The sequence below is a fragment of the Pseudomonas sp. NFR16 genome (genome assembly GCF_900108875.1).
Classification (GTDB): Bacteria; Pseudomonadota; Gammaproteobacteria; order Pseudomonadales; family Pseudomonadaceae; genus Aquipseudomonas.
Genome location: NZ_FNYJ01000005.1, coordinates 449,667 through 475,128 on the forward strand (window position 1 = coordinate 449,667; position 25,462 = coordinate 475,128).

Genomic DNA, 25,462 nt, shown 5'->3' on the forward strand with positions numbered 1-25,462 from the left:
CTGACTCCAGTTCTGGAATACGCATGGACCACTACGTCGTCTTCGGCAACCCGATCGCGCACAGCAAGTCGCCGCTGATTCACCGCCTGTTTGCCGAGCAGACCGGTCAGTTACTGGATTACCAGACAGCACTGGCTCCGCTTGAGGGCTTCACCGAGTTCGCCAGACAGTTTTTCGCCACAGGCCGTGGCGCCAACGTCACCGTGCCGTTCAAGGAAGAAGCCTATCGCCTGGCAGATCAACTGACCGAGCGCGGCCGTCGCGCCGCTGCGGTAAATACCCTGGCAAGACAGGCGGACGGCAGTTTGTTGGGTGATAACACCGACGGCGCAGGGCTTGTGCGTGACTTGAAGGTCAACCATGGCGTGACACTCAAGGACAAGCGCGTGCTGCTGCTGGGCGCGGGCGGGGCTGTACGTGGGGCGCTGGAACCGCTGCTGGCCGAAGGGCCTTATGTGCTTGTCGTCGCGAATCGCACGGTGGAAAAAGCTGAGCAGCTGGCGCAGGAATTTGCCGAGCTCGGGCCGGTACTGCCTGCAGGTTACGACTGGCTCGAAGAGCCGGTGGACATCATCATCAACGCAACGTCCGCCAGTTTATCGGGGGCGGTCCCACCGATCGCGCCGAGCCTGATTCAGCCAGGCCAGACCTTTTGCTACGACATGATGTACGCCAAGGAGCCGACCGCGTTCTGCCGCTGGGCGACCGAGCACGGCGCCGGACGGGCGGTAGATGGCTTGGGAATGCTGGTGGAACAGGCTGCCGAAGCGTTTCTCCTGTGGCGCGGCGTGCGCCCGGACTCGGCCCCGGTGCTGGCCGAGTTGCGGCGCTTGATGGCTGAGGCCTGATCCACGTCGATCAGCCACCTTGAGATCGAATCGATCTCAAGGTGGGAGGACGCTTAAAGCTTGGCCTTGACTGCCGCCAGTGCGTCTTTGTCGTCGATGGTTTTGACGCCGCTCAACCACTTCTCAAGCACGGCCGGGTTTGCCTTGATCCACGCCTTTACCGCTTCGGTGTTGCTGATCTTGTTGTCCACCACGTTTTTCATGATGGTGTTTTCCATATCCTGCGTGAACGTCAGATTGGAGAACAGCTTGGCGACGTTCGGGCAGGCTTCGGCGTAGCCCTTGCGGGTCACGGTGTAAACGCTGCCGGTGTCACCGAAGTACTTCTCGCCGCCCTTGAGGTAGTGCATGCCCTTGATCTGGACGTTCATCGGATGCGGCGTCCAGCCCAGGAAAACCACGAACTCCTTCTTCTTCACGTTGCGCTGCACTTCGGCCAGCATCGCCTGCTCGCTGGATTCCACCAGCTTCCAGTCGCCCAGCTCGAACTCGTTCTTCTTGATGATTTCCTGAATCGATGCGTTGGCCGGAGCCCCTGAACCGATGCCGTAAATCTTCTTGTGAAACTTGTCGGCGAATTTGCTCAGGTCGGCAAAGTCATGCACGCCGGCGTCGTAGACATAGTCCGGCACGGCCAGCGTGAATTCGGTGCCTTCCAGGTTCTTGGCGTACTGGGTGACATCGCCCGTGGCGATGAACTTGTCGTAGAAACCCTGCTGCGCGGGCATCCAGTTGCCCAGAAACACGTCCATCTGCCCGTCTTTGAGACCACCATAGGCAATCGGTACTGCCAGCGTATCCACCTTGGTCTTGTAACCCATGCCATCGAGCAGGAAACCTGCCGTGGCATTGGTCGCGGCGATGTCGCTCCAACCCGGATCGGCCATCTTCACTGTGCTGCAACTTGCGTCAGCGGCGTATGCAATGACGCTGCTCAAGCTCATGACCCCAACCGCCAGCGTAGCGAACAACTTATTCATGGTGTGCCCCTTTTTGGTTTTCTAGGTGTTGGCAGGGTTCAAGGTTGTGGATAACGGGCCTTGCGCTCCAGATCGTCTAGATCGATATGGTTGCGCATGTATTGCTGACTGGCGTCTACCAGCGGCTGGTGATCCCAACTCTTCAGCTTGCCGAGGGCCAGCGATTGCGCGACGAAACGCCGGCGACGCTGGCTGGCGAGCACCTGATGGTGTATCGCCGGAATGTCCCACTTGGCCTTTGCTTCGGCCAGGAACGCGTTGAACAGGTCGCGATGAGCCTCTGAATGGCTCAGTTCTTCCTGTTCCTTCGGATCGTTGTACACGTCATACAGCAGACATGGGTCCTGTTCCGAATAAATGAATTTGTAAGCCCCGCGACGAATCATCATCAGCGGGCTGTGGGTGCCTTCGGCCATGTACTCACCGAACACCTCGTCGTGGCCCGGTGCGCCCTGCAGATGCGGCAGCAGCGAGCGCCCGTCCAGCGGCAGACCGGGCTCGAGTTCGCCTTCGGCCAACGCAACGAACGTCGGCAAAAGGTCAGCGGTGGACACGGCGGCCTTCACCCGACCGGCCTTGAACTGACCCGGAGCGTACACCAGCAATGGTACGCGAGCCGACATCTCGAACCAGTGCATTTTGTACCAGAGACCGCGTTCCCCAAGCATATCGCCATGATCGCCCGAGAATACGATGATGGTGTCATCGGCAAGGCCGGTGTCTTCGAGCGTCTTGAGCAGCTTGCCGATGTTGTCATCGATATAGCTGCACGCGCCGAAATAGGCACGGCGCGCATCGCGGATCTTGTTCTCCGGCAGCGGCTTGTCCCACAGGTCATAAACCTTGAGCAGGCGCTGGGAGTGCGGGTCTTGATCTGCCTGCGCGGGCGCCGCCGGTGGCAGCGGGATGTCGTCATCGCTGTACAGATTCCAGTATTCCTTGGGAATCGTGTAGGGGTCGTGCGGATGGGTCATCGACACGGTCAGGCAGAACGGCTGGTCGCCGTCTTCGCGCACGTGGTCGAACAGGTATTGCTGGGCCTTGAACACCACTTCTTCATCGAAATCCAGCTGATTGGTGCGCACGCACGGGCCAGCCTGCAGCACCGATGACATGTTGTGATACCAGCTCGGACGCACGTCCGGCTCATCCCAGTTCACCGCCCAACCATAATCGGCCGGGTAGATATCGCTGGTCAGGCGCTCTTCATAACCGTGCAGTTGATCGGGACCGCAGAAATGCATCTTGCCCGACAGCGCCGTGCGGTAGCCCATGCGGCGCAGATAGTGCGCGTAGGTCGGGATGTCGGCAGGAAATTCGGCGGCGTTGTCGTAAGCGCCGATCTTGCTCGGAAGCTGGCCGCTGACGAGGGTAAAGCGCGACGGTGCACACAACGGGCTGTTGCAATAAGCGGCGTCAAATACCACGCCGTCAGCAGCGAGGCGACTCAGATTCGGCATCTTGATTGGAGATGGGGCGTAAATCGGCAACATCGGCGCGGCCATCTGATCGGCCATGATGAAAAGAATGTTCTTGCGCTTCATGTCTTCGCGGCATTCCATAGTGAATATTTATGCGAAATTGCTGTTCCAGAGAATGGGACCCATTAGATCAGCGGTAAAGCCCATGAAACATAATGCCTAGGATAAGCCAACCTTATGTTTGAAGCCTTTGGTGATATGTCCCTTGATCTGCTTCGCGGCTTCGAGGCAGCGGCGCGATTGCGCAGCTTCACAGCCGCGGCCATCGAGCTTGGGACCACCCAGCCGGCGATCAGCCAGCAAATCAAAAGGTTAGAAGAGCAACTCGCCACGCGCCTGTTCGACCGGATCTATCGCGGGATCGAGCTCACGGACGCCGGGCAGATTCTCTTCAGCCATGTCCAGGCCGGGCTGCAGTCGATGGATGCGGGTCTGAACGCAATCACCGAGCAGCATCAGCACGAGGTTCTGCAAGTGGCGACGGATTTCGCTTTTGCTGCCTATTGGCTGATGCCAAGACTGCACCGCTTCCACAAGGAAAACCCCGACGTCGACGTCAGCCTTGTGACCAGCGAACGCAGCCATAGCATGCTGCGTGCTGACATCGACGTGGCGGTGCTGTTTGGCGACGGGCGCTTCAAACAAGGAGAAAGTCACTGGCTATTTAGCGAGGAGGTCTTCCCGGTCTGCAGCCCGAAACTGCTGACGGACCGCACCCTCCCCTTGCCTGTCGAGGCGTTGAAGGAGTTTGCGCTTCTGCACCTGCGTGGCGAAGGTGGCAACCACTGGTTTGATTGGGGCGGCGTGTTCCGCGCGCTCAACATCGCGCAGATGCCCGCGCCGGGGCAATTGCGTTTCGACAATTACACGCTGCTGATCCAGGCGGCGATTGGGGGCCAGGGCGTGGCGATCGGCTGGCGGCATCTGGTGGATGATCTGCTCGAACAAGGCTTGCTGTGCCGCCCCATCGACGCCACGGCCATTTCTGCCTACGGCTATTACATCGTCCTCCCGCAACGCAAACGTCGAGTACAGATCGTCCAGCGGTTCGTCGACTGGTTAAAAAGCGAACAGGCGCTGAGCGGCGATTCCCTGGTGGGCAAGCCGCTGCCGTCCATTGCTGTTTGATCTGTCAGGCATTTCGGGCTCGCCTCGCTGACTCACCCAAGCGTTCAAACCACAAAATTCACATACTGACGAACATGCAGATTGAGCTGCAGTTCATCTGCAATGCCGGCTGCCACTCGCGACAACACTTCCAGCGGGATGGCCAGACCCGGTTCGACCGTGCCTCCGGTCTGGCTGAAATGTTCGATGCTCAGGCCCGCGACGCCTTGGGGCGCGCTGACCAGCGTCCATTGCGTCCCGCTTTTTTGCAGCGAGTCGACGATCAGGGCTGAGGCCTGGGACTGGTCAAGATTCGGGTTCTGATGATCCGGCAGCGTCTGGTCGAGCATCAGCTGGATATCGGCTACCAGAATCAGGCGCTGGATCTGCATACGTGGGAGGCAGGCCAGGACCGTCTGCGTGGCGATGAGCTGTTCGAAAGGGGTCAGGTCTTTTTGGGCGTGATCATGTTCCGGGCCGACCGGAAGCACCTTGGCGTCGAGCAGGACGATGACCGCGGAACAGCCGGCAATGCTTTCACACACTCGATCAGCGCTGAACAGGTTACCCACCTTGGTGCGCAGTCCGGGTCGTGGCGCCAGAGAGTTGAGATCGTCGACGACGGCGATGACCTCATGCTGACGCCTCAGCAGTTCGGCCATCAACGCACTGCCAAAGCTGCTGATGGCGCCAAACAGCGCGACTTTCATCACCGGCGTTTCTGCATTCTTCATGGCAATTAATCCGGGTCTGTGGATAACTCTAGTCTTTCATTGAGCCTAGCAGCCATAGGGCTGTTCCATGCCACGGGAGGACCGGCCATGTCACCTGTCGAGGGCTATCACGCCCACGTTTATTTTGATGCCCAGACTCTCGAGCAAGCGCGGGCGTTGTGCGAAAGCGTCGCGGCCAGATTCGGGATTCGCATGGGACGGGTTCACGAGCGGCCGGTCGGCCCACACCCTGACTGGAGCTGCCAGCTGGCGTTCGATCATGCGCAGTTTGCCGACGTCATGCTGTATCTGGCGCTGAACCGTCAAGGCCTGGTGATCTTCACCCATCCGGTGACCGGCGATGACCTGGCCGACCACACGGAGCATGCGATCTGGATGGGCGGGGTGCGGGAGTTGAATGTGGAGATGTTCAAGAAATAGCGGCAATGGCGCTACCTTTGCGGGGTTAAGCTGCGCTCGCGCAGAGGCCAGCACCCCGCTAAAGTCGTGCGGCGCCAACAGATGAATCGACGCCGCATATCCCGTGGGTGTGTTGCGTCGGGATCAGTTCAAGACACCTTCCAGAATCTCGTACACGATGCCGCTGCCAATGGCGACCAGCACGATATCGGGGCCCAGGCGGCGCCATTCGTAGCCGTCGTATCGCGGCAGGTATTGCAGCGAGCGCTGGTCCAGACGACGGCCATAGCCGCGCGGCAGCGGATGGCCTTTCACGATATGGACGTTCGGCGGCAGCGGCTGGCCGCGACCGATCACCTCACGATGCTCCTGAATGGTACGGCGCACGTCGCCGAAATCTTCCGGTGGGCGCCCGCCGCCGTGGTTGTCCACATGCTGGTCGTTGCGATGATCATTGCCGTGCCCGTTACCGCGATTGTCTTGTGGACCACCTTGCGGACCGCGGTCCTGATGCTGGCCCGGGCCATCGTCTTCATGGCCACCACGTTGATCCGGCGGCGCCGCCTGCACCAGCGCGCTGGCGCTGAGCATCAGTACGCCCAATCCGGCGATCAAACGATTCGAGACTTTCATGTACCGCGCTCCTGAACACTGTCGAGTCAGCAAAAAGGGGTTCAGAACCCGGTTCTGAACCCCTTGCTGTACGGCTTAGTCCGCTGATGAAGGTCGAGATTCCTCTGTATCAGGAACTTTACCTTCAGGATACGCGGGCTTGACGTACGCCCTGCGACAGTTGCGAGCAGAGCTCGAGCACGCCGCCGACCGCCTGATCTGGCGACTCGGCTTTGGCGATCTGATCGATCAATGCCGAGCCCACCACCACGCCGTCGGCAATGCGCGCGATAGCTGCAGCCTGTTCAGGCGTACGGATACCGAAACCGACACTGATCGGCAGGTCGGAATGACGACGCAGACGTGCCACGGCTTCTTTGACGTGGTCGACCGTGGCTGAACCAGCGCCGGTCACACCGGCGACCGATACGTAGTAAACGAAGCCGGAACTGCCGTTCAGAACCGTCGGCAATCGAACATCATCGGTGGTTGGTGTGGTCAGGCGGATGAAGTCCAGACCTGCATCCTGCGCAGGGTCGCACAGCTCATTGTTGTGCTCGGGCGGCAGGTCCACGACGATCAGGCCGTCGACGCCGGATTCACGCGCCTCGGCAATGAAACGCTCGACGCCATAGTTATGAATCGGGTTGTAGTAACCCATCAGCACTAATGGCGTGCTGCTGTCTTCTGCGCGGAACTCACGGACCATTTGCAGGGTTTTCGCCAGGTTCTGCCGGGCGTCTAGCGCGCGGATGTTGGCAAGCTGAATCGCCGGGCCATCGGCCATCGGATCGGTGAACGGCATGCCCAGCTCGATGACGTCCGCACCGGCTTTGGGCAAACCCTTGAGGATTGCCAGCGAGGTGTCATACGCCGGGTCGCCTGCGGTGATGAATGTCACCAGGGCGGCACGGTCTTGTTCTTTCAGCTCGGCAAAACGGGTTTGCAGGCGGCTCATCAGTGTTTCTCCTGCTGGGACAGATCCAGATGGTGCATGACGGTTTGCATGTCCTTATCGCCTCGACCCGAGAGGTTGACCACCATCAGGTGATCCTTGGGCAGCGATGGCGCGCGCTTGAAGACTTCAGCCAGAGCATGGGCACTCTCGAGCGCCGGGATGATGCCTTCCAGACGGCAGCATTGGTGGAACGCGGCCAACGCTTCATCGTCGGTGACAGAGGTGTATTCAACGCGGCCGATGTCGTGCAACCAGGCATGTTCCGGCCCGATGCCCGGGTAATCCAGACCGGCTGAGATGGAGTGGGCGTCGATGATCTGGCCATCGTCGTCCTGCAGCAGGAACGTGCGGTTGCCGTGCAGAACGCCTGGCACACCGCCGTTCAGACTGGCAGCGTGCTTGCCGGTCTCGATGCCGTGACCGGCGGCTTCGACGCCGATGATGCGAACCGTGGTGTCATCCAGAAACGGGTGGAACAGGCCCATCGCGTTGGAACCGCCGCCAATGCACGCGACCAGGCTGTCGGGCAGACGGCCTTCCTGTTCTTGAAGTTGCGCGCGGGTTTCCTTGCCAATCACAGCCTGGAAGTCGCGAACCATTGCCGGGTAGGGGTGCGGGCCGGCAACGGTACCGATTAGATAGAACGTGCTGTCGACGTTCGTCACCCAGTCACGCAGGGCTTCGTTCATTGCGTCTTTCAGCGTGCCGGTGCCTGCAACGACAGGGATGACGGTTGCGCCGAGCAGTTTCATGCGGAACACGTTCGCCTGCTGACGCTCGATGTCAGTGGTGCCCATGTAGATCACGCATTCCAGGCCGAAACGTGCTGCAACTGTGGCCGTTGCCACGCCGTGCATACCAGCGCCGGTCTCGGCGATGATGCGTTTTTTGCCCATGCGTCGTGCCAGCAGGATCTGGCCGATGCAGTTGTTGATCTTGTGCGCGCCGGTGTGGTTCAGCTCTTCGCGCTTGAGGTAAATCTTGGCGCCGCCGCAGTGTTCGGTCAGGCGCTCAGCGAAGTAAAGCGGGCTCGGACGGCCCACATAATCACGCTGGAAATAGGCCAGTTCCTTCAGAAACGCGGGATCTTCTTTCGCCGCCTCGTACTCGCGGTTCAGGTCGAGGATCAAGGGCATCAGGGTTTCGGCAACGTAGCGCCCGCCGAACGCACCAAACATGCCGCGAGCGTCCGGGCCGTTGCGATATTGGGTATTGCCGTCGTGAGTCTGGGTCATGGTGGACCTCCGGAGGACAAATGGGGTGAGCCGTGAGGCAGTGATCACACTTTAACCAGCGCAAAGACGGATGAAAACCGATAAGATCGGTACGTCCTGTCAGAAAAACTCACAGATATCATGAGCCGCGACCTGCCTCCTCTCAATGCCTTACGCGCTTTCGAAGCCACCGCCCGTTTGAACAGCGTCAGTCAGGCTGCCGAACAGCTTCACGTCACCCATGGGGCCGTGAGCCGGCAGCTGAAAGTGCTGGAAGAACACCTTGGCGTAGCGTTGTTCATGAGAGACGGTCGCGGCTTGAAACTCACAGATGCCGGTATTCGACTGCGCGACGCCAGCAGCGAGGCTTTCGACCGCTTGCGCAGCGTCTGCGTTGAAATAAGCCGCGGCAATGCTGACGCCCCGTTTGTGCTTGGCTGCTCCGGCAGTCTCCTGGCACGTTGGTTCATTCCGCGACTGGGCCGGCTCAACGCTGATTTGCCGAACCTGCGGCTGCACCTGTCTGCCGGAGAAGGCGATCTGGATCCTCGGCGACCAGGCCTGGACGCATTGCTGATATTCGCCGAGCCGCCATGGCCTGCGGACATGCAGGTTTACGAATTGGCGAGCGAGCGCATCGGTCCGGTGTTAAGCCCCAGGTTTTCCCGCTTCGACGCGTTGCAGGCATCTCCCGCCCGCGCGCTGCTCGACGAGCCACTGTTGCAGACGACTTCGCGATTGCAGGCCTGGCCCAGTTGGGCGTTGAGCAACGGTATCAATCCCGACGCCCTGCATTTCGGTCAGGGTTTCGAGCATCTGTATTACTTGCTGGAAGCGGCCGTGGCTGGCCTGGGAATAGCAATCGCGCCGGAACCATTGGTGGCTGACGATCTGAACGCAGGACGCCTCGCTGCGCCATGGGGTTTCAGTGAAACCCCGGCGCAACTGGCACTATGGGTGCCCAGGCGCGCTGTGGACGGGCGCGCGCAGCAGCTTGCTCAGTGGCTCAAACAGGAGCTTGAGCAATCGGAACGGGTGTAATCAGTTGCCGCGTTTGCACAACAGATAAGCGGCCAGCAGACCGATGGCGCCAACGGCGACGCCAGCAGTAGTCCAAGGGTGTTCCTGAGCGTAGTCACGGGTCGCGACGCTGGCTTCACGGGTCTTCACCTTGGCGTCTTCGTAGACGTCGTTCAACAGGCTACGCGAATGGCTCAGCGCGCTCTCAGCATTGGCTTTCAGTGTTTTCAGGGTTCTGCGCGACTCGTCCGAAGCATCCGATTTCAGGCTCTCCAGCGACTTGAGCAGACTTTCGATCTCGGCTTCCATGCTTTGCAAAGACGCTTTACGGGATGACGTGAATGCCATGATTTAACTCTCCTGCAGTGATGAGTGGCGTGTGTTGTTTCCGACTACAGGGTTTTCAGAAAGTGCACTCCGGGTTTGCAAGCGCCGTTTTTCTGAACTTTTCAGCCGGTTTTCGTACCAGACGTAGGGAGCAAATTCGCTGCTACGCTCCCATTGAAGACCACTTGAGGAGAACTGCCATGACTGATCACCACACTTACAAAATTCTCGAACTGGTGGGGTCATCGACCACCAGCACCGACGATGCGATTCAAAATGCAATTGCCCAGGCGGCCAAAACCGTCAAGTTCATGGAATGGTTTGAGGTACTCGAAACTCGAGGGCACATTCAGGACGGCAAAGTGGCGCACTTCCAGGTGACGGTCAAAGTAGGCTTCCGCATCGACAACAGCTGAAAACGCTGAACTTTTCGACTGGCCGAGTGCCACAACCTTCGCTATACATACCGCGCAATCGTGCGTTCATCGAAACGTTCGCGGTGCAAGGTAGGTAGCCAGGCCGCTTGATGACAGCGGCCCTTTTCGCTTGAAAGCGCCTGACGAGGGAGTGTGACCCATGAAGAAGTTTCTTTTGGCGGTAGGGTTGTTGAGTATTGCGGGCACTGCCATGGCGGCCGGGAAATCGTGCGATGACGTGAAGGCGGACATCGATGCGAAGATCAAAGCCAAAGGCGTCGCGTCTTACACCCTTGAGGCCGTTGACAAAGGCAGCTCGGCAGACGGAAAAGTTGTCGGCACCTGCGAAGGCGGTAGCAAGGAAATCGTTTACAAACGCGGCTGATAACGCCCGTTGACGCAAAATGAAAACCGACGCACATGGCGTCGGTTTTTTTATGCGCGGACGATGGACCTGGCAGCTGGAGTGCTCCGGTCATCGCGGCGGCGAGCAAGCTCAAGCCTGCCAAACGGCAGGACCTTGAAATCAGCCTCGAGCGACCTGCGCCAGGATCTCGTACGAACGCAGTCGATCAGCATGCTCGTACATGTCGCAGGTGAAAATCAGTTCGTCGGCGTCAGTCTGTTCCAGCAGCACGTCGAGCTTGGCGCGGATCTTTTCCGGGCCGCCCACCATCGCCAGTCCCAGGAAATCCATCACCGCCTCGCGCTCGTGAGGCAGCCAAAGACCGTTCATGCTCTCGACCGGCGGCTTCTGCATCAGGCTCTGTCCGCGCATCAGGTTGAGAATGCGCTGATAGACCGAGGTCACCAGATACTCGGCCTGTTCGTCGGTGTCAGCGGCCGCGAGCGGAACGCCCAGCATCACATAAGGCTTGTCGAGCACGGCGGATGGCTGGAAGTGGTTGCGATACACGCGGATGGCCTCGTGCATGTAACGCGGTGCAAAGTGCGAGGCGAAGGCATAGGGTAATCCGCGCTGGCCAGCCAGTTGAGCGCTGAACAGACTCGAACCCAGCAGCCAGACCGGCACATTGGTGTTGGTGCCCGGCACGGCAATGACCCGCTGATGAGGCTGGCGCGGACCGAGGTAGTTCATCAGCTCGGTGACGTCGTCCGGAAAGTCGTCGGCACTGCCGGAACGCTCGCGGCGCAGGGCACGAGCGGTCATCTGATCGGAACCGGGCGCCCGGCCCAGACCCAGATCGATACGGCCGGGATAGAGACTGGCGAGCGTGCCAAACTGCTCGGCAATCACCAGTGGCGCGTGGTTGGGCAGCATCACGCCGCCTGAGCCGACACGGATGGTCGAGGTGCCGCCTGCCAGATAAGCCAGCAGCACCGACGTCGCCGAACTGGCGATGCCGTCCATGTTGTGGTGCTCAGCCACCCAGAATCGGTTGTAACCCCACTTCTCCACGTGTTGCGCCAGATCCAGCGAGTTGCGCAGAGAGACTGCCGGGCCTGTGTCTTCGCGAACAGGCACCAGATCCAGGGTGGAAATTTTCACATCAGCTAGTCGTTTCATAGGCCGCTGTCGATCCTCTTGGGGCTTGTTCAGGCAGCCTGGATCTACACGACGCCAGAACAATGCCTTCGTTAAGCCTAAATATTTGCGTTAAGGTCCTAGGATAAGGCCGTAATTTGAGGTTGCAATGGGTAAAAGGAAATTTCCTACTAATTTGGTCGGAAATAGCGGCCCATCGCGAGAGTAAAAAAGCACGCAAGTCATAACCGTTGAACTTACTCGCGCCTACACTCCTCAGACCTTTGGTCCGCGTGCGAGCGAAATCGCACTTTTTCATGAGGAGACACCATGAGCATCGTCAAGAAAGCATCCGCACACTGGGAAGGTGATCTGAAGTCTGGCATCGGCAGCATCTCCACTGAAACCGGCGTTCTGCGCGAAGCGCCTTATGGCTTCAAGGCCCGCTTCGAAGGCGGTAAAGGCACGAACCCGGAAGAACTGATCGGCGCAGCGCACGCCGGCTGCTTCTCGATGGCCCTGTCGATGATTCTGGGCGGCGAAAACCTGAAAGCTGACAGCATCGATACCACCGCTGACGTTACGCTGGACCAAGTCGATGGCGGCTTTGCGATCACCGCTGTGCACCTGACCCTCAAAGCTAAAGTGCCAGGCGCTACTCAGGAGCAGTTCGAGAAATTGACCGCGATGGCCAAAGAAGGCTGCCCGGTTTCGAAAGTGCTCAATGCCAAGATCACGCTGGACGCCACCCTGGTGAGCTGATCCGAGCAATGGTTGTATCCGATGGCCCGCAAATGCGGGCCATCTTCGTCTCTGGCCTTGAGAACCCGCTCAAGCCTGGACGGTCACATGAAGGGCCGATGCGTATCGCTCGGCGTCGGAGGACACGAACATGAAACGTATCGCCCTAACCCTGATGCTGGGTGCATTGAGCACCAGCCTGTGGGCCGCCCCCAAACCCTGCGAAGAACTCAAAGCCGAAATCGAGGCCAAGATCCAGGCGCAGAATGTCAGCTCCTACACACTGGAAATCGTCAGCAATGAAGAAGTGCAGGACCAGAACATGGTCGTGGGCACCTGCGAAAACGGCACTCGGAAGATCATTTATCAGAAGAATGATCGGTGAGTGTGTACCTGATGCGTTCCCCATGCGCATGGGCCAACTGTCTAAAACGCCGCGTTGATCAACGGCGTCACACCCGACGCCTTCCCGGCTGAAGCCGGTCCTGCGAAAAGCTCGCAGCGTCTGCAGGAGCGGCTTCAGCCGGGAACAGGCCGGTGCATGCTGCGCAGATGCAGTGGTTGGAAATGGGTCTTCGCGAGCACGCTCACGTCTCAGATCATTACCCCATGGATTGCAGTGGCGTGACGACAAGCCTCAGGGAATACAAAAAATCTCACCCTCTTGCGCCAGCACCTTGCGCTGTTCGTCACGTAATTGGGCGTCGATGCTATTGGCGATGTGGCGAACATCCAGACGGTATCGGTGGCCGGCTTCGAAGTGATCGTAATTGATCGTGACGTAGCAGGTCAGTTCGTTGTAGATGTCCATCGACAGCCCCATTCCGCCAGGCGCGTATTCGTAGTCGTAGCGCACTTCAAGCTTGTGCTTGCCCGGCGTGACCTGAAAATAGCGCCCGTCTTCGGTGCGCTTGCCGTCCAGTTTGTCGGCCATCAGCGTCTTGCCGGTGAACGTGTGCAGATCGACCCACGCCTGCTGCGGATCGACTGCAGGCAAGGGGCCTGCGCAACCGGCCAGCAGACTCAGGGCGATGAACGACAAGGACAAGCGCATGACAAACTCCGCAGTGGGCAGATGATAATGGCAGTTGCGTTAAAGGCCGGCTGTCCGGCATAACGCTGTTTTCTTCGATCTTCGACCTGGACGCCAAGGGCGCTGCATGAATCGATCTGAAACCCCGAAGCTCCAGCGTGCCCTGCCGATGCTGGCGATTTTACTCCTCAGCGGCTGCTCCAGTCTTTCCTATTACTCGCAATTGGCCAGCGGCCAGATGGCCTTGCTCAGGGCGCGTCAGCCGGTGACGCAGGTCATCGCTGACCCTGACAGTGACCCGACTCTGCGCGAACATTTGCTCAAGTCGCAACAGGCGCGGGCGTTTGCCAGCGAGCATCTGCATTTGCCGGACAACAAAAGCTATCGTCTGTACGCGGACATCCATCGCCCGTATGTGGTCTGGAATGTCTTCGCCACGGGCGAATTTTCTCTGGACCCGGTCACGCATTGCTTTCCGATTGCCGGGTGCGTCGCCTATCGTGGCTATTACACGCAAGGCGCGGCGCGCGGCGAGGCGGCGCTGCAAAAAGTCGACGGCAGAGATGTCTACGTCAGCGGCGTCGAGGCGTACTCCACCCTCGGCTGGTTCGACGACCCGATCATCAGTTCGATGATGAGCTGGGGCGACGAGCGCCTGGCCACGCTGATATTCCATGAACTGGCGCATCAACGTTTTTACGTGAAGGACGACAGTGAGTTCAATGAGTCCTACGCCACCTTCGTGGAGCAGGAAGGAACCCGGCAGTGGCGGGCGGCGCGCGGATTGCCCGCCGAGGGCGTCACGTCAGAAGCCCGGCGACGCGATCAGCTGACCGCGCTCGCTCTGGCGACCCGAGATCGTCTGAAAGCCCTGTACGCCGAGCCTTTGAGCGCAGAGGTCATGCGCCAGCGCAAGGCGGCGGAATTCGAGCGGCTGCGCGAAGATTATCGGCAAATGCGTGACAGCCAGTGGAATGGCGACAAGCACTTTGACAGCTGGGTCTACGCGCCGTTGAACAACGCACGTTTGCTGCCCATCGGCCTGTATGACCAATGGGTGCCATCGTTCGAAGCGTTGTTCAGGCAAGTGAATGGAGACTGGACGATGTTTTACGCCGCCGTCGAAAAGCTGGGTGCATTGCCCAAGGAAGCGCGCAAGACGGCGTTGCTGCGTTTAGCGAAGCAGGCAGGCTGACGTGATCAACGGTTGGCGCGCGCTTGCTCTGGGCTGAATCCTCACAGACGCAACACCTTTGCGGGCGAGCGCGCTTCTACACGACTCAAGGCGTTTTCAGGACTTGAGAAACGCCTGATGCAGTGCTTGGATTGAATCAAAGTGGTAGGTCGGCGCCTCGGCTTCCAGCTCCTCGCGACTGCCGAATCCATAACCCACCGCCGCCACATCCAGCCCGTTGCGCTTGCCACCGATCAGATCGTGTTTGCGGTCGCCGATCATCAGCGTCTGTTTCGGGTTCAGCTTTTCCTCTTCCAGCAGATGCCTGATCAGCTCGACCTTGTCGGTGCGGGTGCCATCCAGTTCACTGCCGTAAATCAGCTTGAAATGCCGGGCAAAGTCGAAATGCCGGGCGATCTCGTGGGCAAATACCCACGGTTTGGACGTCGCGATAAACAACGTGCGGCCCTGATCCGAGAGCAGGTCGAGCAGCTCGAAGACGCCGTCGAACACCAGATTCTCGTACAGGCCGGTCACCTTGAAGCGCTCGCGATAAAAGCCCACCGCTTCCCATGCCCTGGCTTCGTCGAATTCATAGGCGCGCATGAATTGCTGCAACAGCGGCGGACCGATGAAGTGCTCAAGCCGGGTGATGTCGGGTTCGTCGATGCCCAGCTTGCTCAAGGCGAACTGGATCGAACGGGTGATGCCTTCCCGAGGATCGGTCAGAGTGCCGTCCAGGTCGAACAGAATGTTCTGGTAATGCATGTTGTCTCTCGGAAGCATGTAAAGAATGTTTAGCCGTCCGGCCAATCAGGGCTTGTCGAAACCTTCGGCCAGATGCTGGTCCTTGAGCTTCACGTAATTGGTCGCGCTGTATGGGAAGAACGCCATTTCCTTTTCGGTCAGCGCACGAACCTGTGTCACCGGCCGGCCGACATACAGGAAGCCGCTCTCAAGGCGTTTGCCCGGCGGCACCAGACTGCCGGCCCCGATGATGACTTCATCCTCGACCACTGCGCCGTCCATGATCGTGCTGCCCATCCCGATCAGTATCCGACTGCCGATGGTGCAGCCATGCAGCATCACTTTGTGGCCGATGGTGACTTCGTCGCCGATCAACAGCGGGAAGCCATCAGGATTGAAAGGCCCGGCGTGCGTGATGTGCAGCACACTGCCGTCCTGAACGCTGGTGCGCGCGCCGATGCGGATGCGGTGCATGTCGCCGCGGATCACCGTCAGCGGCCACACCGAGCTGTCCGTCCCGATTTCGACGTCGCCGATGACAACGGCCGAATGATCGACGAACGCCCGCTCTCCAAGGGCTGGCGTGTGATTCTGGAATGTGCGAATGGCCACGATAGGCTCCTTCTCTGGCACTGATAGCAGGGCTATCCCCGTTAGATAGCTGCGGTCAGCGCCGATTGTAATTAAGATGCTTGGGTGTTTCTTCCAGCCAAGGTGCCAAACCGTGAGCGCGAACAACCCTCTTTTGCAATCGTACGACCTGCCACCTTTCTCGGCGATCCGCGCCGAGCACGTAAAACCAGCCATTGACCAGATTCTCGCCGACAACCGCGCAGCGATTGCCGACATCCTTGCCAAGCAAGGTTCGCAGCCTACATGGGCCGGCCTGGTGCTGGCGATGGACGAGCTGAACGATCGTCTGGGCGCTGCCTGGAGTCCGGTCAGCCACCTGAATGCCGTGTGCAACAGTGCCGAGCTGCGCGAAGCCTACGAGTCGTGCCTGCCAGCGCTGAGCGCCTATTCGACCGAAATGGGCCAGAACCGTGAGCTGTTCCAGGCGTTCGAAGCGCTGGCCAATAGCCCGGAAGCAGCGACTTACGATGTCGCGCAAAAAACCATTCTGGAACACTCGCTGCGTGACTTTCGCCTGTCCGGCATCGACCTGCCGCCAGAACAACAGAAGCGTTACGCCGAAGTGCAGAGCAAGCTGTCGGAGCTGGGCAGCCAGTTTTCCAACCAGTTGCTCGATGCGACTCAAGCCTGGACCAAGCATGTCACGGACGAGGCTGCCCTCGCCGGTCTGACCGATTCTGCCAAGGCACAAATGGCTGCGGCTGCCAAAGCCAAGGACCTGGACGGCTACCTGATCACGCTGGAGTTTCCGAGCTACTACGCCGTCATGACGTACGCCGAAGACCGCGCCCTGCGTGAAGAAGTCTACGCGGCGTATTGCACCCGCGCCTCTGATCAGGGCCCCAACGCTGGCAAAAACGACAATGGCCCGGTCATGGAGCAAATCCTCGACCTGCGTCAGGAACTGGCCAGGCTGTTGGGTTTCGCCAGCTTTTCGGAATTGAGCCTGGCGACGAAAATGGCGGAGTCCAGCGATCAAGTGCTCAGCTTCTTGCGCGATCTGGCCAAGCGCAGCAAGCCGTTCGCCGCTCAGGATCTGCAACAGCTCAAAGCCTATGCCGCCGAACAGGGTTGCCCGGATCTGCAAAGCTGGGACAGCGGTTTCTATGGCGAGAAGCTGCGCGAGCAGCGTTACAGCGTTTCTCAGGAAGCCCTGCGCGCCTACTTTCCGATCGACAAAGTGCTCACTGGCCTGTTCGCTATCGTGCAGAAGCTGTACGGCATCGAAATTGCCGAGCAGAAAGGCTTCGACACTTGGCATCCCGACGTTCGCCTGTTTGAAATCAAGGAAAACGGCCAGCACGTAGGTCGTTTCTTCTTCGACCTTTACGCCCGCGCCAACAAGCGAGGCGGAGCCTGGATGGACGGCGCTCGCGATCGTCGTCGCACCTCAACCGGCGCTCTGCAAAGTCCGGTTGCCAATCTGGTGTGCAATTTCACGCCGGCTGCCCCCGGCAAGCCTGCGCTGCTGACTCACGATGAAGTGACCACCCTGTTCCACGAGTTCGGCCATGGCCTGCACCACTTGCTGACGCGCGTGGAGCACGCGGGCGCTTCTGGCATCAACGGCGTGGCGTGGGACGCGGTCGAGCTGCCAAGCCAGTTCATGGAAAACTGGTGCTGGGAGCCTGAAGGCCTGGCGCTGATTTCCGGCCACTATGAGACTGGCGAGCCGCTGCCTCAGGATCTGCTGGAAAAGATGCTCGCCGCGAAGAACTTCCAGTCCGGCCTGATGATGGTGCGTCAGCTTGAGTTCTCGCTGTTCGATTTCGAACTGCACGCAACGCACGGCGATGGCCGCAGCACGCTGCAAGTGCTCGAAGGCGTGCGTGACGAGGTGTCGGTAATGCGTCCGCCCGCCTACAACCGCTTCCCCAACAGCTTCGCGCACATCTTTGCGGGCGGTTACGCGGCGGGTTACTACAGCTACAAGTGGGCAGAAGTGCTGTCGGCCGACGCGTTCTCGAAGTTCGAAGAGGACGGCGTGCTCAATGCCGAAACCGGCCGCGCCTTCCGCGAAGCGATCCTGGCCCGTGGCGGTTCACAGGCGCCGATGGTGCTGTTCGTCGACTTCCGCGGACGCGAGCCTTCGATTGACGCACTCTTGCGCCATTCCGGCTTGAGTGAGGAAGCGGCAGCATGACCGATACACCGCCAGTGATTACCAAAAAGCGCTTTATCGCCGGGGCTGTCTGCCCGGCGTGCAGCGAGCCTGACAAGTTGATGATGTGGAACGAAGACGACGTGCCTCATCGTGAATGCGTGCACTGCGGGTATTCGGACACGCTCAACGCTCAGGGGCAGTCGATCCCCAAGGAGCTGGGCACGCGCGTCAACAAGGCGCCGGTCAAACCGGCAGACCCCAAGGTGCAGGGCGTGCAGTTCTTCCCTAATCCGAAGCTGAAAAAGCCGATTGATCCGAGCTGAAGCGACGCCAGTAAACGAAAACGGGATACCTGTCGGGTGTCCCGTTTTCGTGTGGGTTTCAGTTATCTCGCGCCGTTGATGTAGCCGGAAGAAATTTTGCCTTCGATGTGCTGAGTGCAGGTCAGCACATGGTTCCGAGACAAGAATCTCGTCGACGGAGCCGATTAGGAATCTGCAGGTCACAACCGCCACAGAATCGTTTGCACGCCGACCACATCGGTCTTCTGAAACCACCCCTTTACTGCGCAACCGGCAAACGCGCTGGTGCTGCATGCGCCGCTGTCGAGAGCCGCTTTCAGTGCACCCACATCAACCCTGTTGATGTAGTCGATGGCGTGTTTCAGGCTGTCAGCATCGCCATAACCGCCGTGTTCCATCTCATCCAGTGCGGCTTGTTTGGTCCAGCCCTGAATCACGATTCGATACATGGCGGCCACCAGCCCGGTGCGATCCAGGCCATGTTTGCAGTGGATGAGGACTGGTCCGTTCTGCTGCGCCGACTGTATCGCGCGCAAGCTTTGCAGCATGTCGGCATCGTCGACGTGCACGGTTTGCAGAGGGATCTGCACTTGCCGCACGGAGGGGTCGGTGAGCCATGCGCTGTCACTGTCTTTGATGAAGTTCACCACGGTGTGTATGCCCAGTTTTTCCAGCAACGGCTGCGCAGCCACGTCAGGCTGACGGCTGCGGTACAGCGTGGGCGTGATCCGGTAGAGGTTGTAATGCGGGTCGATCGGCTGAGCCCATTGATCGGGACGTGGCGTCGGAAGGGAAACGGGGTCCGCGGCCGATGCGAGACTGGCCAGCGAGACGCCGAGCAATAATACAATGACCTTCGGCAGAACAGGAGAGACGAGCAAGCATTTTCGCATCGGAGACACCGTGCAGGGCGGCAGGTTAGGATGCGGCGAGTCTGTGGTGCACGAGGTCAACATCGTGTAATACACGCGTCAAAGCTTTGTTGTGGCCGTTGATCGGCGCTGCGGATTATTTCTGCCGTGCACATGGAGGCGAGCGTTGTTTCGGGATACTGTATAAATAGACAGTTATCGAGAGGCTCGCATGTCCATCTCAATACCCCCACGCGGCCGCGGTACCGCAACGAATCCGCATAACCGCTTTGCGCCAAATCGCTCGGTCGCCGAGGACGACGGTTGGTATCAGGAAGTGCCGGTCACACAAGGCACGACGGTCACGCATGAAACCGCCAAAAGCATCATTGCGCGCAATTCCTCGCCCGATATTCCCTTCGACCGGTCGATCAATCCATACAGAGGCTGCGAACATGGCTGCATTTATTGCTACGCCAGACCCAGCCATGCTTATTGGGACATGTCGCCGGGGCTGGACTTCGAGACCAGGCTGATCGCCAAGACGAACGCTGCAGCCTTGCTGGAGCAGCAACTGTCGAAACCGGGCTACAGCGTTGCGCCGATCACCTTGGGCGCGAACACAGATCCCTATCAGCCCATCGAGCGCGAATACAAGATCACTCGCGCAACGCTGGAAGTTCTGCTGCGCTTCCGGCACCCGGTAACCATCATCACCAAAGGCTCGCTGATCCTTCGCGACCTTGATCTGCTGGGGGAACTGGCGAAGTTGAACCTGGTCTCGGTGTTCATCAGCCTGACATCGCTGGACGACGAGCTGAAACGCATCCTCGAACCGCGCGCCGCCGCGCCCAAGGCCCGTTTGCGGGCGATCCGGGTGCTGCGCGACGCGGGCATTCCGGTCGGCGTGCTGCTGGCACCGATCATTCCGATGATCAACGACATGGAGCTCGAAAAACTCATGGCCGAGGCCAGACAGGCTGGAGCCCTGAGCGCCAGCTACGTCATGTTGAGGTTACCGCTGGAGGTGGCGCCGCTGTTCGAGGAGTGGCTGCAGGCGCATTATCCTCAGCGGGCGGAACACGTGATGAGTCTGGTCCGGCAGAGCCGCGGCGGTCAGGTTTACGACAGCCGATTTGGCTCGCGTATGCGCGGCGAAGGTGTGTTCGCAGAGTTGCTGGCGCAGCGTTACAGTATCGCGGTGAAGAAACTGGGGCTGAACCGCCGCGAGCGTTTCCGGCTCGACTGCGAGGCCTTCTGCCCGCCGGGAGGACAGATGTCGTTGCTGTGACTCGGCGGGCGTCTTAACTGTATTGCAGCTGAGGTATAGGCGCCTGGCTTGCATCAATTAAGATTTTCTTAAGCGGAACCCGCGGTCTAGAGCGATGCATTCAGTTTCAATTAAGTTTGGACCGCTAGGGTAACTGCAAGTGACCGGCTGGTCGCGTGCAAAGGGAATTGTCCGTAATGCCAGAAAAAAAGTGGGTCATCCCCCGGGAAACACTGGAATATCCACTTCAATCCGACAGTGAGGATCAGACATGAGTAACCAGGATAAACCGCAGTCGGCTGCCTCGGCAGGCACCTCGACTACAGATTCCGCCGATGCAGCGCTGCAGCACATCGTTGATGGCTTCAAGCACTTCCGCCAAGACGTCTTCCCTGAACAGGAAGAGCTCTTCAAGAAACTCGCCACCGCACAGCATCCAAAAGCAATGTTCATCACGTGCGCCGACTCGCGCATCGTGCCCGAGCTCATCACTCAAAGCTCCCCTGGCGACCTGTTCGTCACACGTAACGTGGGCAACGTCGTGCCGCCTTACGGGCCCATGAACGGCGGCGTGTCGACCGCCATCGAATATGCCGTGCTGGCGCTGGGCGTGCACCACATCATCATCTGCGGCCACTCCGATTGTGGCGCGATGCGTGCGGTTCTCAATCCAGACACCCTGGAACGCATGCCGACCGTAAAAGCCTGGCTGCGTCATGCCGAGGTCGCCAAGACCGTGGTGCAAGACAACTGCAGTTGCACAGGCGAGCACGAAACCATGCACGTGCTGACCGAAGAAAACGTCATCGCCCAGCTGCGTCACCTGCAGACCCACCCTTCTGTCGCGTCGAAAATCGCCAGTGGCCAGTTGTTCATTCATGGCTGGGTATACGACATCGAAACCAGTGAAATCCGGGCCTACGATGCCGAACAAGGAACATTCCTGCCCCTCGATGGCGAACACTCGATCCCGATGGCGACACCTCGAAAGCGCTATTGACGATCACTCGCTGATCACACCCAAGAGCCCGTGAATCCACTTCACAGCTGACGGTTCGAACCTCATTCAAGCTCGTAGCGGCCGCGCTTTGCGCGTGCCGTCGGGCGTTGTCACGTCTGAAGATTTACCGGAGAGTCGTCATGGCTTCTACAGATCTGAAAGCTTTGTTACCTCGGGAGCTGCTGGCTTCCGTGGTGGTGTTTCTGGTGGCATTGCCACTTTGCATGGGTATTGCGATCGCGTCGGGCATGCCGCCAGCCAAAGGCTTGATCACCGGAATCATCGGTGGTCTGGTGGTGGGCTGGCTCGCCGGCTCGCCCTTGCAGGTCAGTGGCCCGGCCGCGGGTCTTGCGGTGCTGGTGTTCGAACTCGTTCGCGAGCACGGCATGGCGATGTTGGGCCCCATTCTTGTAATGGCGGGCGTGCTGCAACTGCTCGCGGGTCGGCTGAGGCTTGGCTGCTGGTTTCGCGTCACCGCGCCAGCCGTGGTGTACGGCATGCTGGCGGGCATTGGCGTATTGATCGTGCTCTCCCAAGTCCATGTGATGTTCGACAGCGGCCCGAAACCTTCCGGGCTGGATAACCTGATTGCCTTCCCGCAGACGCTATTGGGCGCCATCGGGCCGGGAAGCGGCATGCAGGCTGGTTTGCTGGGCCTGGGCACGATCGCCGTGATGTGGTTGTGGGAAAAGCGCAAGCCCCACGCGCTGCGTTTCGTGCCGGGCGCGTTGCTGGGCGTCGGGATCGCCACGGCGGTCAGCCTTGCGATGAACTTGCAGGTCAAGCGCGTGGAAGTGCCGGCTAACCTTGCCGAAGCGATCGACTGGCTGACTCCTTCCGATCTGCTGAACCTGGCGGATCCGACAATTCTGATTGCAGCGATTGCAGTGGCATTCATCGCCAGCGCCGAAACGCTTTTGTCGGCGGCTGCCGTGGATCGCATGCACGACGGCCAGCGTTCGGACTTTGACAAGGAACTGAGTGCGCAAGGCGTTGGCAACATGCTGTGCGGTCTGGTGGGCGCTTTGCCAATGACGGGCGTCATTGTGCGCAGCTCCGCAAACGTCCAGGCCGGTGCGAAAACCCGTCTGTCTGCAATGTTCCACGGCTTGTGGTTGCTGGCCTTCGTGCTGCTGCTGTCCAGCGTGCTGCAAAGCATTCCCGTCGCGAGCCTCGCCGGTGTGCTGGTCTTCACCGGTGTGAAGCTGGTCGACCTCAAAGCGCTGCGGGGCTTGGGTCGCTACGGACGTATGCCGATGTTCATCTACGGTGCGACGGCGACCGCGATTATCTCCACGGATCTGCTGACCGGGGTGTTGATCGGTTTCGGTCTGACGCTGGTGAAATTGGCGCTGAATGCATCGCGTCTTAAAATCAATCTGGTGGACCTTCCTACCGAAGGCGAGATGGAACTGCGTCTGACCGGTGCGGCCACGTTCCTCAAGGTCCCCGCGCTGACAAAGGCGCTGGCTTCAGTGCCTGCGGGCACCACGTTGCACGTGCCGCTGAGCAATCTCAGCTACATCGATCATTCATGCCTGGAGCTGCTTGAGGAATGGGGGCGCGCCAACGCGGCTCAGGGGTCGCGACTGCTGCTTGAGCAGCGCTTGCTCAAGCGGCGAGTGGAAGGGCGGATTCGTACTTCTATAGGTGGCGCGGCGCTTCATTGATGTCAGGGTGATCCGGCTCTTCACCCTCTCCTACGGGAGCGAGCCTGCTTGCGAAACGACAGAGGCATATCCGATGTTCCGGCCTCTTCGCGAGCAAGCTCGCTTCCATGGGGGGACAGTCGGCAGCATCAACTTTGCGCTGCGACCTGACTCATCAATCCTTGGCGCATTCCATTTCAAGGCCAACGCCCAATTGGCGCGACAGACTCGGCCAGCGCTTCCAGGCCGCTTCGGTGTCAGGGCTGACAAGGCGTTCGCGATAGGCTTCGACCGACTCCAACGAAAAGCTGTCTTCATCAAGCATTTCATCGATGGCGTGGTGCACCACTTCGTCCAGTTGATTGGCAAATTCCTCCCCGATCAACTGGTGAGCAATGACGCTGGCGACTGTAGTGTTCACCGGGATCAGAGGTTGTCCGAAGTGCACGATGTAGAGGTCGTTGACCTCTTCCACCAGACGATGCGCCAGATAGGCTTCGTCCAGCAGGCCGTCCAGGCCTTCGTGACCGGCCATGATGGCTGGCGGGGCGCTGAAGAACTGTTCAGCGATCTTCAGCACCGGCTTGATCTGGCTCTCGATGCCGGCCTGAAGCGCCACTTCATGGGCAGCGTCGAGCAGGTCGGGTACTTGTTCGATGTAGGCGACGACAAAGCGCGCCAGTACGCCTCGGGCGTCGACGTCAGGAAGGTGAATGGCAGGGTGCAGATGAGGAAGTTGCATTTCCAGCTGGCGCAATAACTGACCGGTTCGGGTCTCGTGTTCCTGTGCTCGTGTGATCTGCTCGCGCAATGCGGCGGTGTTCATGAATACTCCGTTGGGCAAAAAACCAGGCCGTTATTATAGGGGAAGTCATACGTTAGCCTGCTTATCTACGGCGCTAAGACGTAATTGTCATAACAGTTTCACACTTATGTGCATCGGCTATTAAAACGTCAATTTCGGCGCCTTTGGCATGATTTCCCTCAGTAAACGCGCACACGTATAGCTCGAATTGGCGAATTCTCCACCCCGTGCGCCCGATTGCACCGTGTCTATACTCGGGTCAGTGAATGGCTTTCTGATGAACTCGGAACTGTGAAGCTGGCCTGGCCCCGGTCCCCTTGCAACTTGTCGACCGCTCCCTCGCCCGCATGTGACTGCTGGCAACGATAAGAAGAACAAGAGGGGAAATCGCAATGGTGCGACATCCATATATCTGGATGGGGCTCCTGTTGTGGTGGGTATTCGGCCAGGCACACGCTGCCTGGACCACGAATATGGCGCCTGGAGCGACTGAGGTGAGCCATAAGGTCTTCGACCTGCACATGACCATTTTCTGGATATGTGTGGTGATCGGCATCGTCGTGTTTGGCGCGATGTTCTGGTCGATGATCGTTCACCGCCGCTCGACCGGCCAAGTGGCCGCCAAGTTTCACGAGAGCACCAGGGTCGAGATTCTCTGGACCATCGTGCCGCTGCTGATTCTTGTGGTCATGGCCATCCCTGCCACCAAAACCCTCATCCAGATGTACGACAACACGGAGTCCGGACTGGATATCCAGATCACCGGTTATCAGTGGAAATGGCATTACAAGTATCTAGGTCAGGACGTCGAGTTTTTCAGCAATCTGGCAACGCCAGCCGATCAGATCCATAACCAGGAAGCGAAGGGCGAGCACTACCTGCTTGAGGTTGACCAGCCGTTGGTGGTGCCCGTGGGGGTGAAAATCCGGTTTCTGGTCACTGCTGCCGACGTTATCCATTCCTGGTGGGTGCCGGCGTTCGCGGTCAAGCGCGATGCCATTCCCGGCTTCGTCAACGAGGCGTGGACCCGCATCGAAAAGCCTGGCATCTATCGCGGCCAGTGCTCGGAACTGTGCGGCAAGGATCACGGTTTCATGCCGATCGTGGTGGAAGCCAAGAGCCAGGCCGACTACGACACCTGGCTGGCCGGCCGCAAGGAAGAAGTCGCGAAGCTCAAAGAGCTGACCAGCAAGGACTGGACCCTGGCGGACCTCATGGCTCAGGGCGACAAGGTCTATCACACCACCTGCGTAGCCTGTCATCAGGCGGAAGGGCAAGGGCTGCCGCCGATGTTCCCGGCGCTCAAAGGCTCCAAAACCGCCCTCGGTCCTAAAGAAGAACACCTCAAGACCGTTTTCAACGGCCGCCCGGGCACAGCAATGGCGGCATTCGGCAAGCAGCTCTCGGAAGTGGACATCGCCGCAGTTGCGACCTACGAGCGCAATGCGTGGGGTAACAACACGGGCGATATGGTCACGCCCAAAGACGTGCTGGCGCTGAAGCAGGCGGCTGCCAAATGAGCAGTCAACTGGGTATGGCCGGAATGGATGGTTCCTCCCGTCAATGTTTCG

General features: G+C 59.4%; 28 protein-coding genes. 15 read left to right on the forward strand and 13 right to left on the reverse strand.

Going from position 1 to position 25,462, the window contains the following annotated elements; genetic code table 11:
• Window positions 1-23: 23 nt before the first annotated feature.
• Window positions 24-848, forward strand: a complete 825-nt coding sequence (aroE, locus tag BMZ10_RS20745) for a shikimate dehydrogenase (RefSeq protein ID WP_093466577.1) — start codon at window positions 24-26, stop codon at window positions 846-848.
• Window positions 849-901: 53 nt separating this feature from the next.
• Here aroE and choX read toward each other — a convergent pair whose 3' ends face one another.
• Together choX and betC are read right to left on the reverse strand one after the other, a co-directional pair.
• Window positions 902-1,828: a choline ABC transporter substrate-binding protein gene (gene choX, locus BMZ10_RS20750; RefSeq protein WP_093466579.1), complete on the reverse strand. Its 927-nt coding sequence runs from the start codon at window positions 1,826-1,828 to the stop codon at window positions 902-904.
• 38 nt (window positions 1,829-1,866) lie between these two features.
• Entirely contained in the window at window positions 1,867-3,372 is a 1,506-nt protein-coding gene (gene betC / locus BMZ10_RS20755) for a choline-sulfatase (RefSeq protein WP_093466756.1), read from the reverse strand.
• A gap of 114 nt (window positions 3,373-3,486) precedes the next feature.
• Between betC and BMZ10_RS20760 the strand changes: the two genes are divergently transcribed.
• Window positions 3,487-4,437, forward strand: coding sequence for a choline sulfate utilization transcriptional regulator (locus BMZ10_RS20760; RefSeq protein ID WP_093466581.1), 951 nt, complete (start codon window positions 3,487-3,489; stop codon window positions 4,435-4,437).
• 44 nt (window positions 4,438-4,481) lie between these two features.
• Here the strand turns inward: BMZ10_RS20760 and BMZ10_RS20765 are convergent, their stop codons facing one another.
• Window positions 4,482-5,150: an NAD(P)-dependent oxidoreductase gene (locus BMZ10_RS20765; RefSeq protein ID WP_093466583.1), complete on the reverse strand. Its 669-nt coding sequence runs from the start codon at window positions 5,148-5,150 to the stop codon at window positions 4,482-4,484.
• Window positions 5,151-5,237: 87 nt separating this feature from the next.
• Here BMZ10_RS20765 and BMZ10_RS20770 point away from each other — a divergent pair, with 87 nt between their 5' ends.
• Window positions 5,238-5,570: a DOPA 4,5-dioxygenase family protein gene (locus tag BMZ10_RS20770; RefSeq protein WP_093466585.1), complete on the forward strand. Its 333-nt coding sequence runs from the start codon at window positions 5,238-5,240 to the stop codon at window positions 5,568-5,570.
• Window positions 5,571-5,693: 123 nt separating this feature from the next.
• Here the strand turns inward: BMZ10_RS20770 and BMZ10_RS20775 are convergent, their stop codons facing one another.
• The 3 genes from BMZ10_RS20775 to trpB all read right to left on the reverse strand — a co-directional run bounded on the left by BMZ10_RS20775 (window position 5,694) and on the right by trpB (window position 8,354).
• Window positions 5,694-6,182, reverse strand: coding sequence for an anti-virulence regulator CigR family protein (locus tag BMZ10_RS20775; protein ID WP_093466587.1), 489 nt, complete (start codon window positions 6,180-6,182; stop codon window positions 5,694-5,696).
• Window positions 6,183-6,306: 124 nt separating this feature from the next.
• Window positions 6,307-7,119: a tryptophan synthase subunit alpha gene (trpA, locus tag BMZ10_RS20780; protein WP_093466589.1), complete on the reverse strand. Its 813-nt coding sequence runs from the start codon at window positions 7,117-7,119 to the stop codon at window positions 6,307-6,309.
• Complete coding sequence (gene trpB / locus BMZ10_RS20785) at window positions 7,119-8,354, reverse strand: tryptophan synthase subunit beta (RefSeq protein WP_093466591.1); 1,236 nt, start codon at window positions 8,352-8,354, stop codon at window positions 7,119-7,121. Before trpB ends, trpA begins: the two co-directional genes overlap by 1 nt.
• Before the next feature lie 120 nt (window positions 8,355-8,474).
• Between trpB and BMZ10_RS20790 the strand changes: the two genes are divergently transcribed.
• On the forward strand, window positions 8,475-9,374 hold the full coding sequence (locus tag BMZ10_RS20790) for a LysR family transcriptional regulator (RefSeq protein WP_093466593.1): 900 nt from the start codon (window positions 8,475-8,477) through the stop codon (window positions 9,372-9,374).
• Here the strand turns inward: BMZ10_RS20790 and BMZ10_RS20795 are convergent, their stop codons facing one another.
• Complete coding sequence (locus tag BMZ10_RS20795; protein WP_093466595.1) at window positions 9,375-9,701, reverse strand: ElaB/YgaM/YqjD family protein; 327 nt, start codon at window positions 9,699-9,701, stop codon at window positions 9,375-9,377.
• Between the two features lie 179 nt (window positions 9,702-9,880).
• Between BMZ10_RS20795 and BMZ10_RS20800 the strand changes: the two genes are divergently transcribed.
• Together BMZ10_RS20800 and BMZ10_RS20805 are read left to right on the forward strand one after the other, a co-directional pair.
• A complete protein-coding gene (locus tag BMZ10_RS20800) occupies window positions 9,881-10,096 on the forward strand; it encodes a dodecin (protein ID WP_093466597.1) in 216 nt (71 codons plus the stop codon).
• Window positions 10,097-10,256: 160 nt separating this feature from the next.
• Window positions 10,257-10,481: a DUF1161 domain-containing protein gene (locus BMZ10_RS20805; RefSeq protein WP_093466599.1), complete on the forward strand. Its 225-nt coding sequence runs from the start codon at window positions 10,257-10,259 to the stop codon at window positions 10,479-10,481.
• Between the two features lie 141 nt (window positions 10,482-10,622).
• Here BMZ10_RS20805 and BMZ10_RS20810 read toward each other — a convergent pair whose 3' ends face one another.
• A complete protein-coding gene (locus tag BMZ10_RS20810) occupies window positions 10,623-11,624 on the reverse strand; it encodes an LLM class flavin-dependent oxidoreductase (protein ID WP_093466601.1) in 1,002 nt (333 codons plus the stop codon).
• A gap of 288 nt (window positions 11,625-11,912) precedes the next feature.
• On the opposite strand from BMZ10_RS20810, the gene BMZ10_RS20815 reads away from it, so the two are divergent.
• Both BMZ10_RS20815 and BMZ10_RS20820 read left to right on the forward strand, forming a co-directional pair.
• On the forward strand, window positions 11,913-12,344 hold the full coding sequence (locus BMZ10_RS20815; protein WP_093466603.1) for an OsmC family protein: 432 nt from the start codon (window positions 11,913-11,915) through the stop codon (window positions 12,342-12,344).
• A 130-nt stretch (window positions 12,345-12,474) separates the two neighbouring features.
• Window positions 12,475-12,708, forward strand: coding sequence for a DUF1161 domain-containing protein (locus tag BMZ10_RS20820; protein ID WP_093466605.1), 234 nt, complete (start codon window positions 12,475-12,477; stop codon window positions 12,706-12,708).
• Window positions 12,709-12,960: 252 nt separating this feature from the next.
• Here the strand turns inward: BMZ10_RS20820 and BMZ10_RS20825 are convergent, their stop codons facing one another.
• Window positions 12,961-13,377, reverse strand: coding sequence for a PA0061/PA0062 family lipoprotein (locus tag BMZ10_RS20825; RefSeq protein WP_093466607.1), 417 nt, complete (start codon window positions 13,375-13,377; stop codon window positions 12,961-12,963).
• Window positions 13,378-13,483: 106 nt separating this feature from the next.
• Here BMZ10_RS20825 and BMZ10_RS20830 point away from each other — a divergent pair, with 106 nt between their 5' ends.
• Window positions 13,484-14,551 (forward strand): aminopeptidase, encoded by a 1,068-nt coding sequence (locus BMZ10_RS20830; protein ID WP_093466609.1) that lies wholly within the window; start codon window positions 13,484-13,486, stop codon window positions 14,549-14,551.
• Between the two features lie 96 nt (window positions 14,552-14,647).
• On the opposite strand, the gene BMZ10_RS20835 is transcribed toward BMZ10_RS20830, so the two are convergent.
• Both BMZ10_RS20835 and BMZ10_RS20840 read right to left on the reverse strand, forming a co-directional pair.
• Window positions 14,648-15,298 (reverse strand): HAD family hydrolase, encoded by a 651-nt coding sequence (locus BMZ10_RS20835; RefSeq protein WP_093466611.1) that lies wholly within the window; start codon window positions 15,296-15,298, stop codon window positions 14,648-14,650.
• A 45-nt stretch (window positions 15,299-15,343) separates the two neighbouring features.
• Complete coding sequence (locus tag BMZ10_RS20840) at window positions 15,344-15,889, reverse strand: gamma carbonic anhydrase family protein (protein ID WP_093466613.1); 546 nt, start codon at window positions 15,887-15,889, stop codon at window positions 15,344-15,346.
• A gap of 76 nt (window positions 15,890-15,965) precedes the next feature.
• Here BMZ10_RS20840 and prlC point away from each other — a divergent pair, with 76 nt between their 5' ends.
• Together prlC and BMZ10_RS20850 are read left to right on the forward strand one after the other, a co-directional pair.
• Window positions 15,966-18,053 carry an oligopeptidase A gene (gene prlC / locus BMZ10_RS20845; RefSeq protein WP_177182175.1) on the forward strand — a complete coding sequence of 696 codons (2,088 nt, stop codon included), beginning with the start codon at window positions 15,966-15,968 and terminating at the stop codon, window positions 18,051-18,053.
• Window positions 18,050-18,337, forward strand: coding sequence for a YheV family putative zinc ribbon protein (locus tag BMZ10_RS20850; protein ID WP_093466617.1), 288 nt, complete (start codon window positions 18,050-18,052; stop codon window positions 18,335-18,337). Before prlC ends, BMZ10_RS20850 begins: the two co-directional genes overlap by 4 nt.
• A gap of 179 nt (window positions 18,338-18,516) precedes the next feature.
• Here the strand turns inward: BMZ10_RS20850 and BMZ10_RS20855 are convergent, their stop codons facing one another.
• Window positions 18,517-19,209 (reverse strand): dual specificity protein phosphatase family protein, encoded by a 693-nt coding sequence (locus BMZ10_RS20855; RefSeq protein WP_093466619.1) that lies wholly within the window; start codon window positions 19,207-19,209, stop codon window positions 18,517-18,519.
• A 190-nt stretch (window positions 19,210-19,399) separates the two neighbouring features.
• Here BMZ10_RS20855 and BMZ10_RS20860 point away from each other — a divergent pair, with 190 nt between their 5' ends.
• From BMZ10_RS20860 to BMZ10_RS20870, 3 genes are all read left to right on the forward strand, one after another.
• The gene (locus tag BMZ10_RS20860; protein WP_093466621.1) at window positions 19,400-20,458 is read left to right on the forward strand and encodes a PA0069 family radical SAM protein; all 1,059 of its coding nucleotides are present in this window, start codon (window positions 19,400-19,402) and stop codon (window positions 20,456-20,458) included.
• Window positions 20,459-20,708: 250 nt separating this feature from the next.
• On the forward strand, window positions 20,709-21,437 hold the full coding sequence (locus BMZ10_RS20865) for a carbonic anhydrase (RefSeq protein WP_093466623.1): 729 nt from the start codon (window positions 20,709-20,711) through the stop codon (window positions 21,435-21,437).
• A gap of 140 nt (window positions 21,438-21,577) precedes the next feature.
• On the forward strand, window positions 21,578-23,107 hold the full coding sequence (locus tag BMZ10_RS20870) for a SulP family inorganic anion transporter (protein ID WP_093466625.1): 1,530 nt from the start codon (window positions 21,578-21,580) through the stop codon (window positions 23,105-23,107).
• Window positions 23,108-23,261: 154 nt separating this feature from the next.
• Here BMZ10_RS20870 and BMZ10_RS20875 read toward each other — a convergent pair whose 3' ends face one another.
• The gene (locus BMZ10_RS20875; RefSeq protein WP_093466627.1) at window positions 23,262-23,912 is read right to left on the reverse strand and encodes a hypothetical protein; all 651 of its coding nucleotides are present in this window, start codon (window positions 23,910-23,912) and stop codon (window positions 23,262-23,264) included.
• A gap of 371 nt (window positions 23,913-24,283) precedes the next feature.
• Here BMZ10_RS20875 and coxB point away from each other — a divergent pair, with 371 nt between their 5' ends.
• Window positions 24,284-25,411, forward strand: a complete 1,128-nt coding sequence (gene coxB / locus BMZ10_RS20880; RefSeq protein WP_093466629.1) for a cytochrome c oxidase subunit II — start codon at window positions 24,284-24,286, stop codon at window positions 25,409-25,411.
• Window positions 25,412-25,462: the final 51 nt, after the last annotated feature.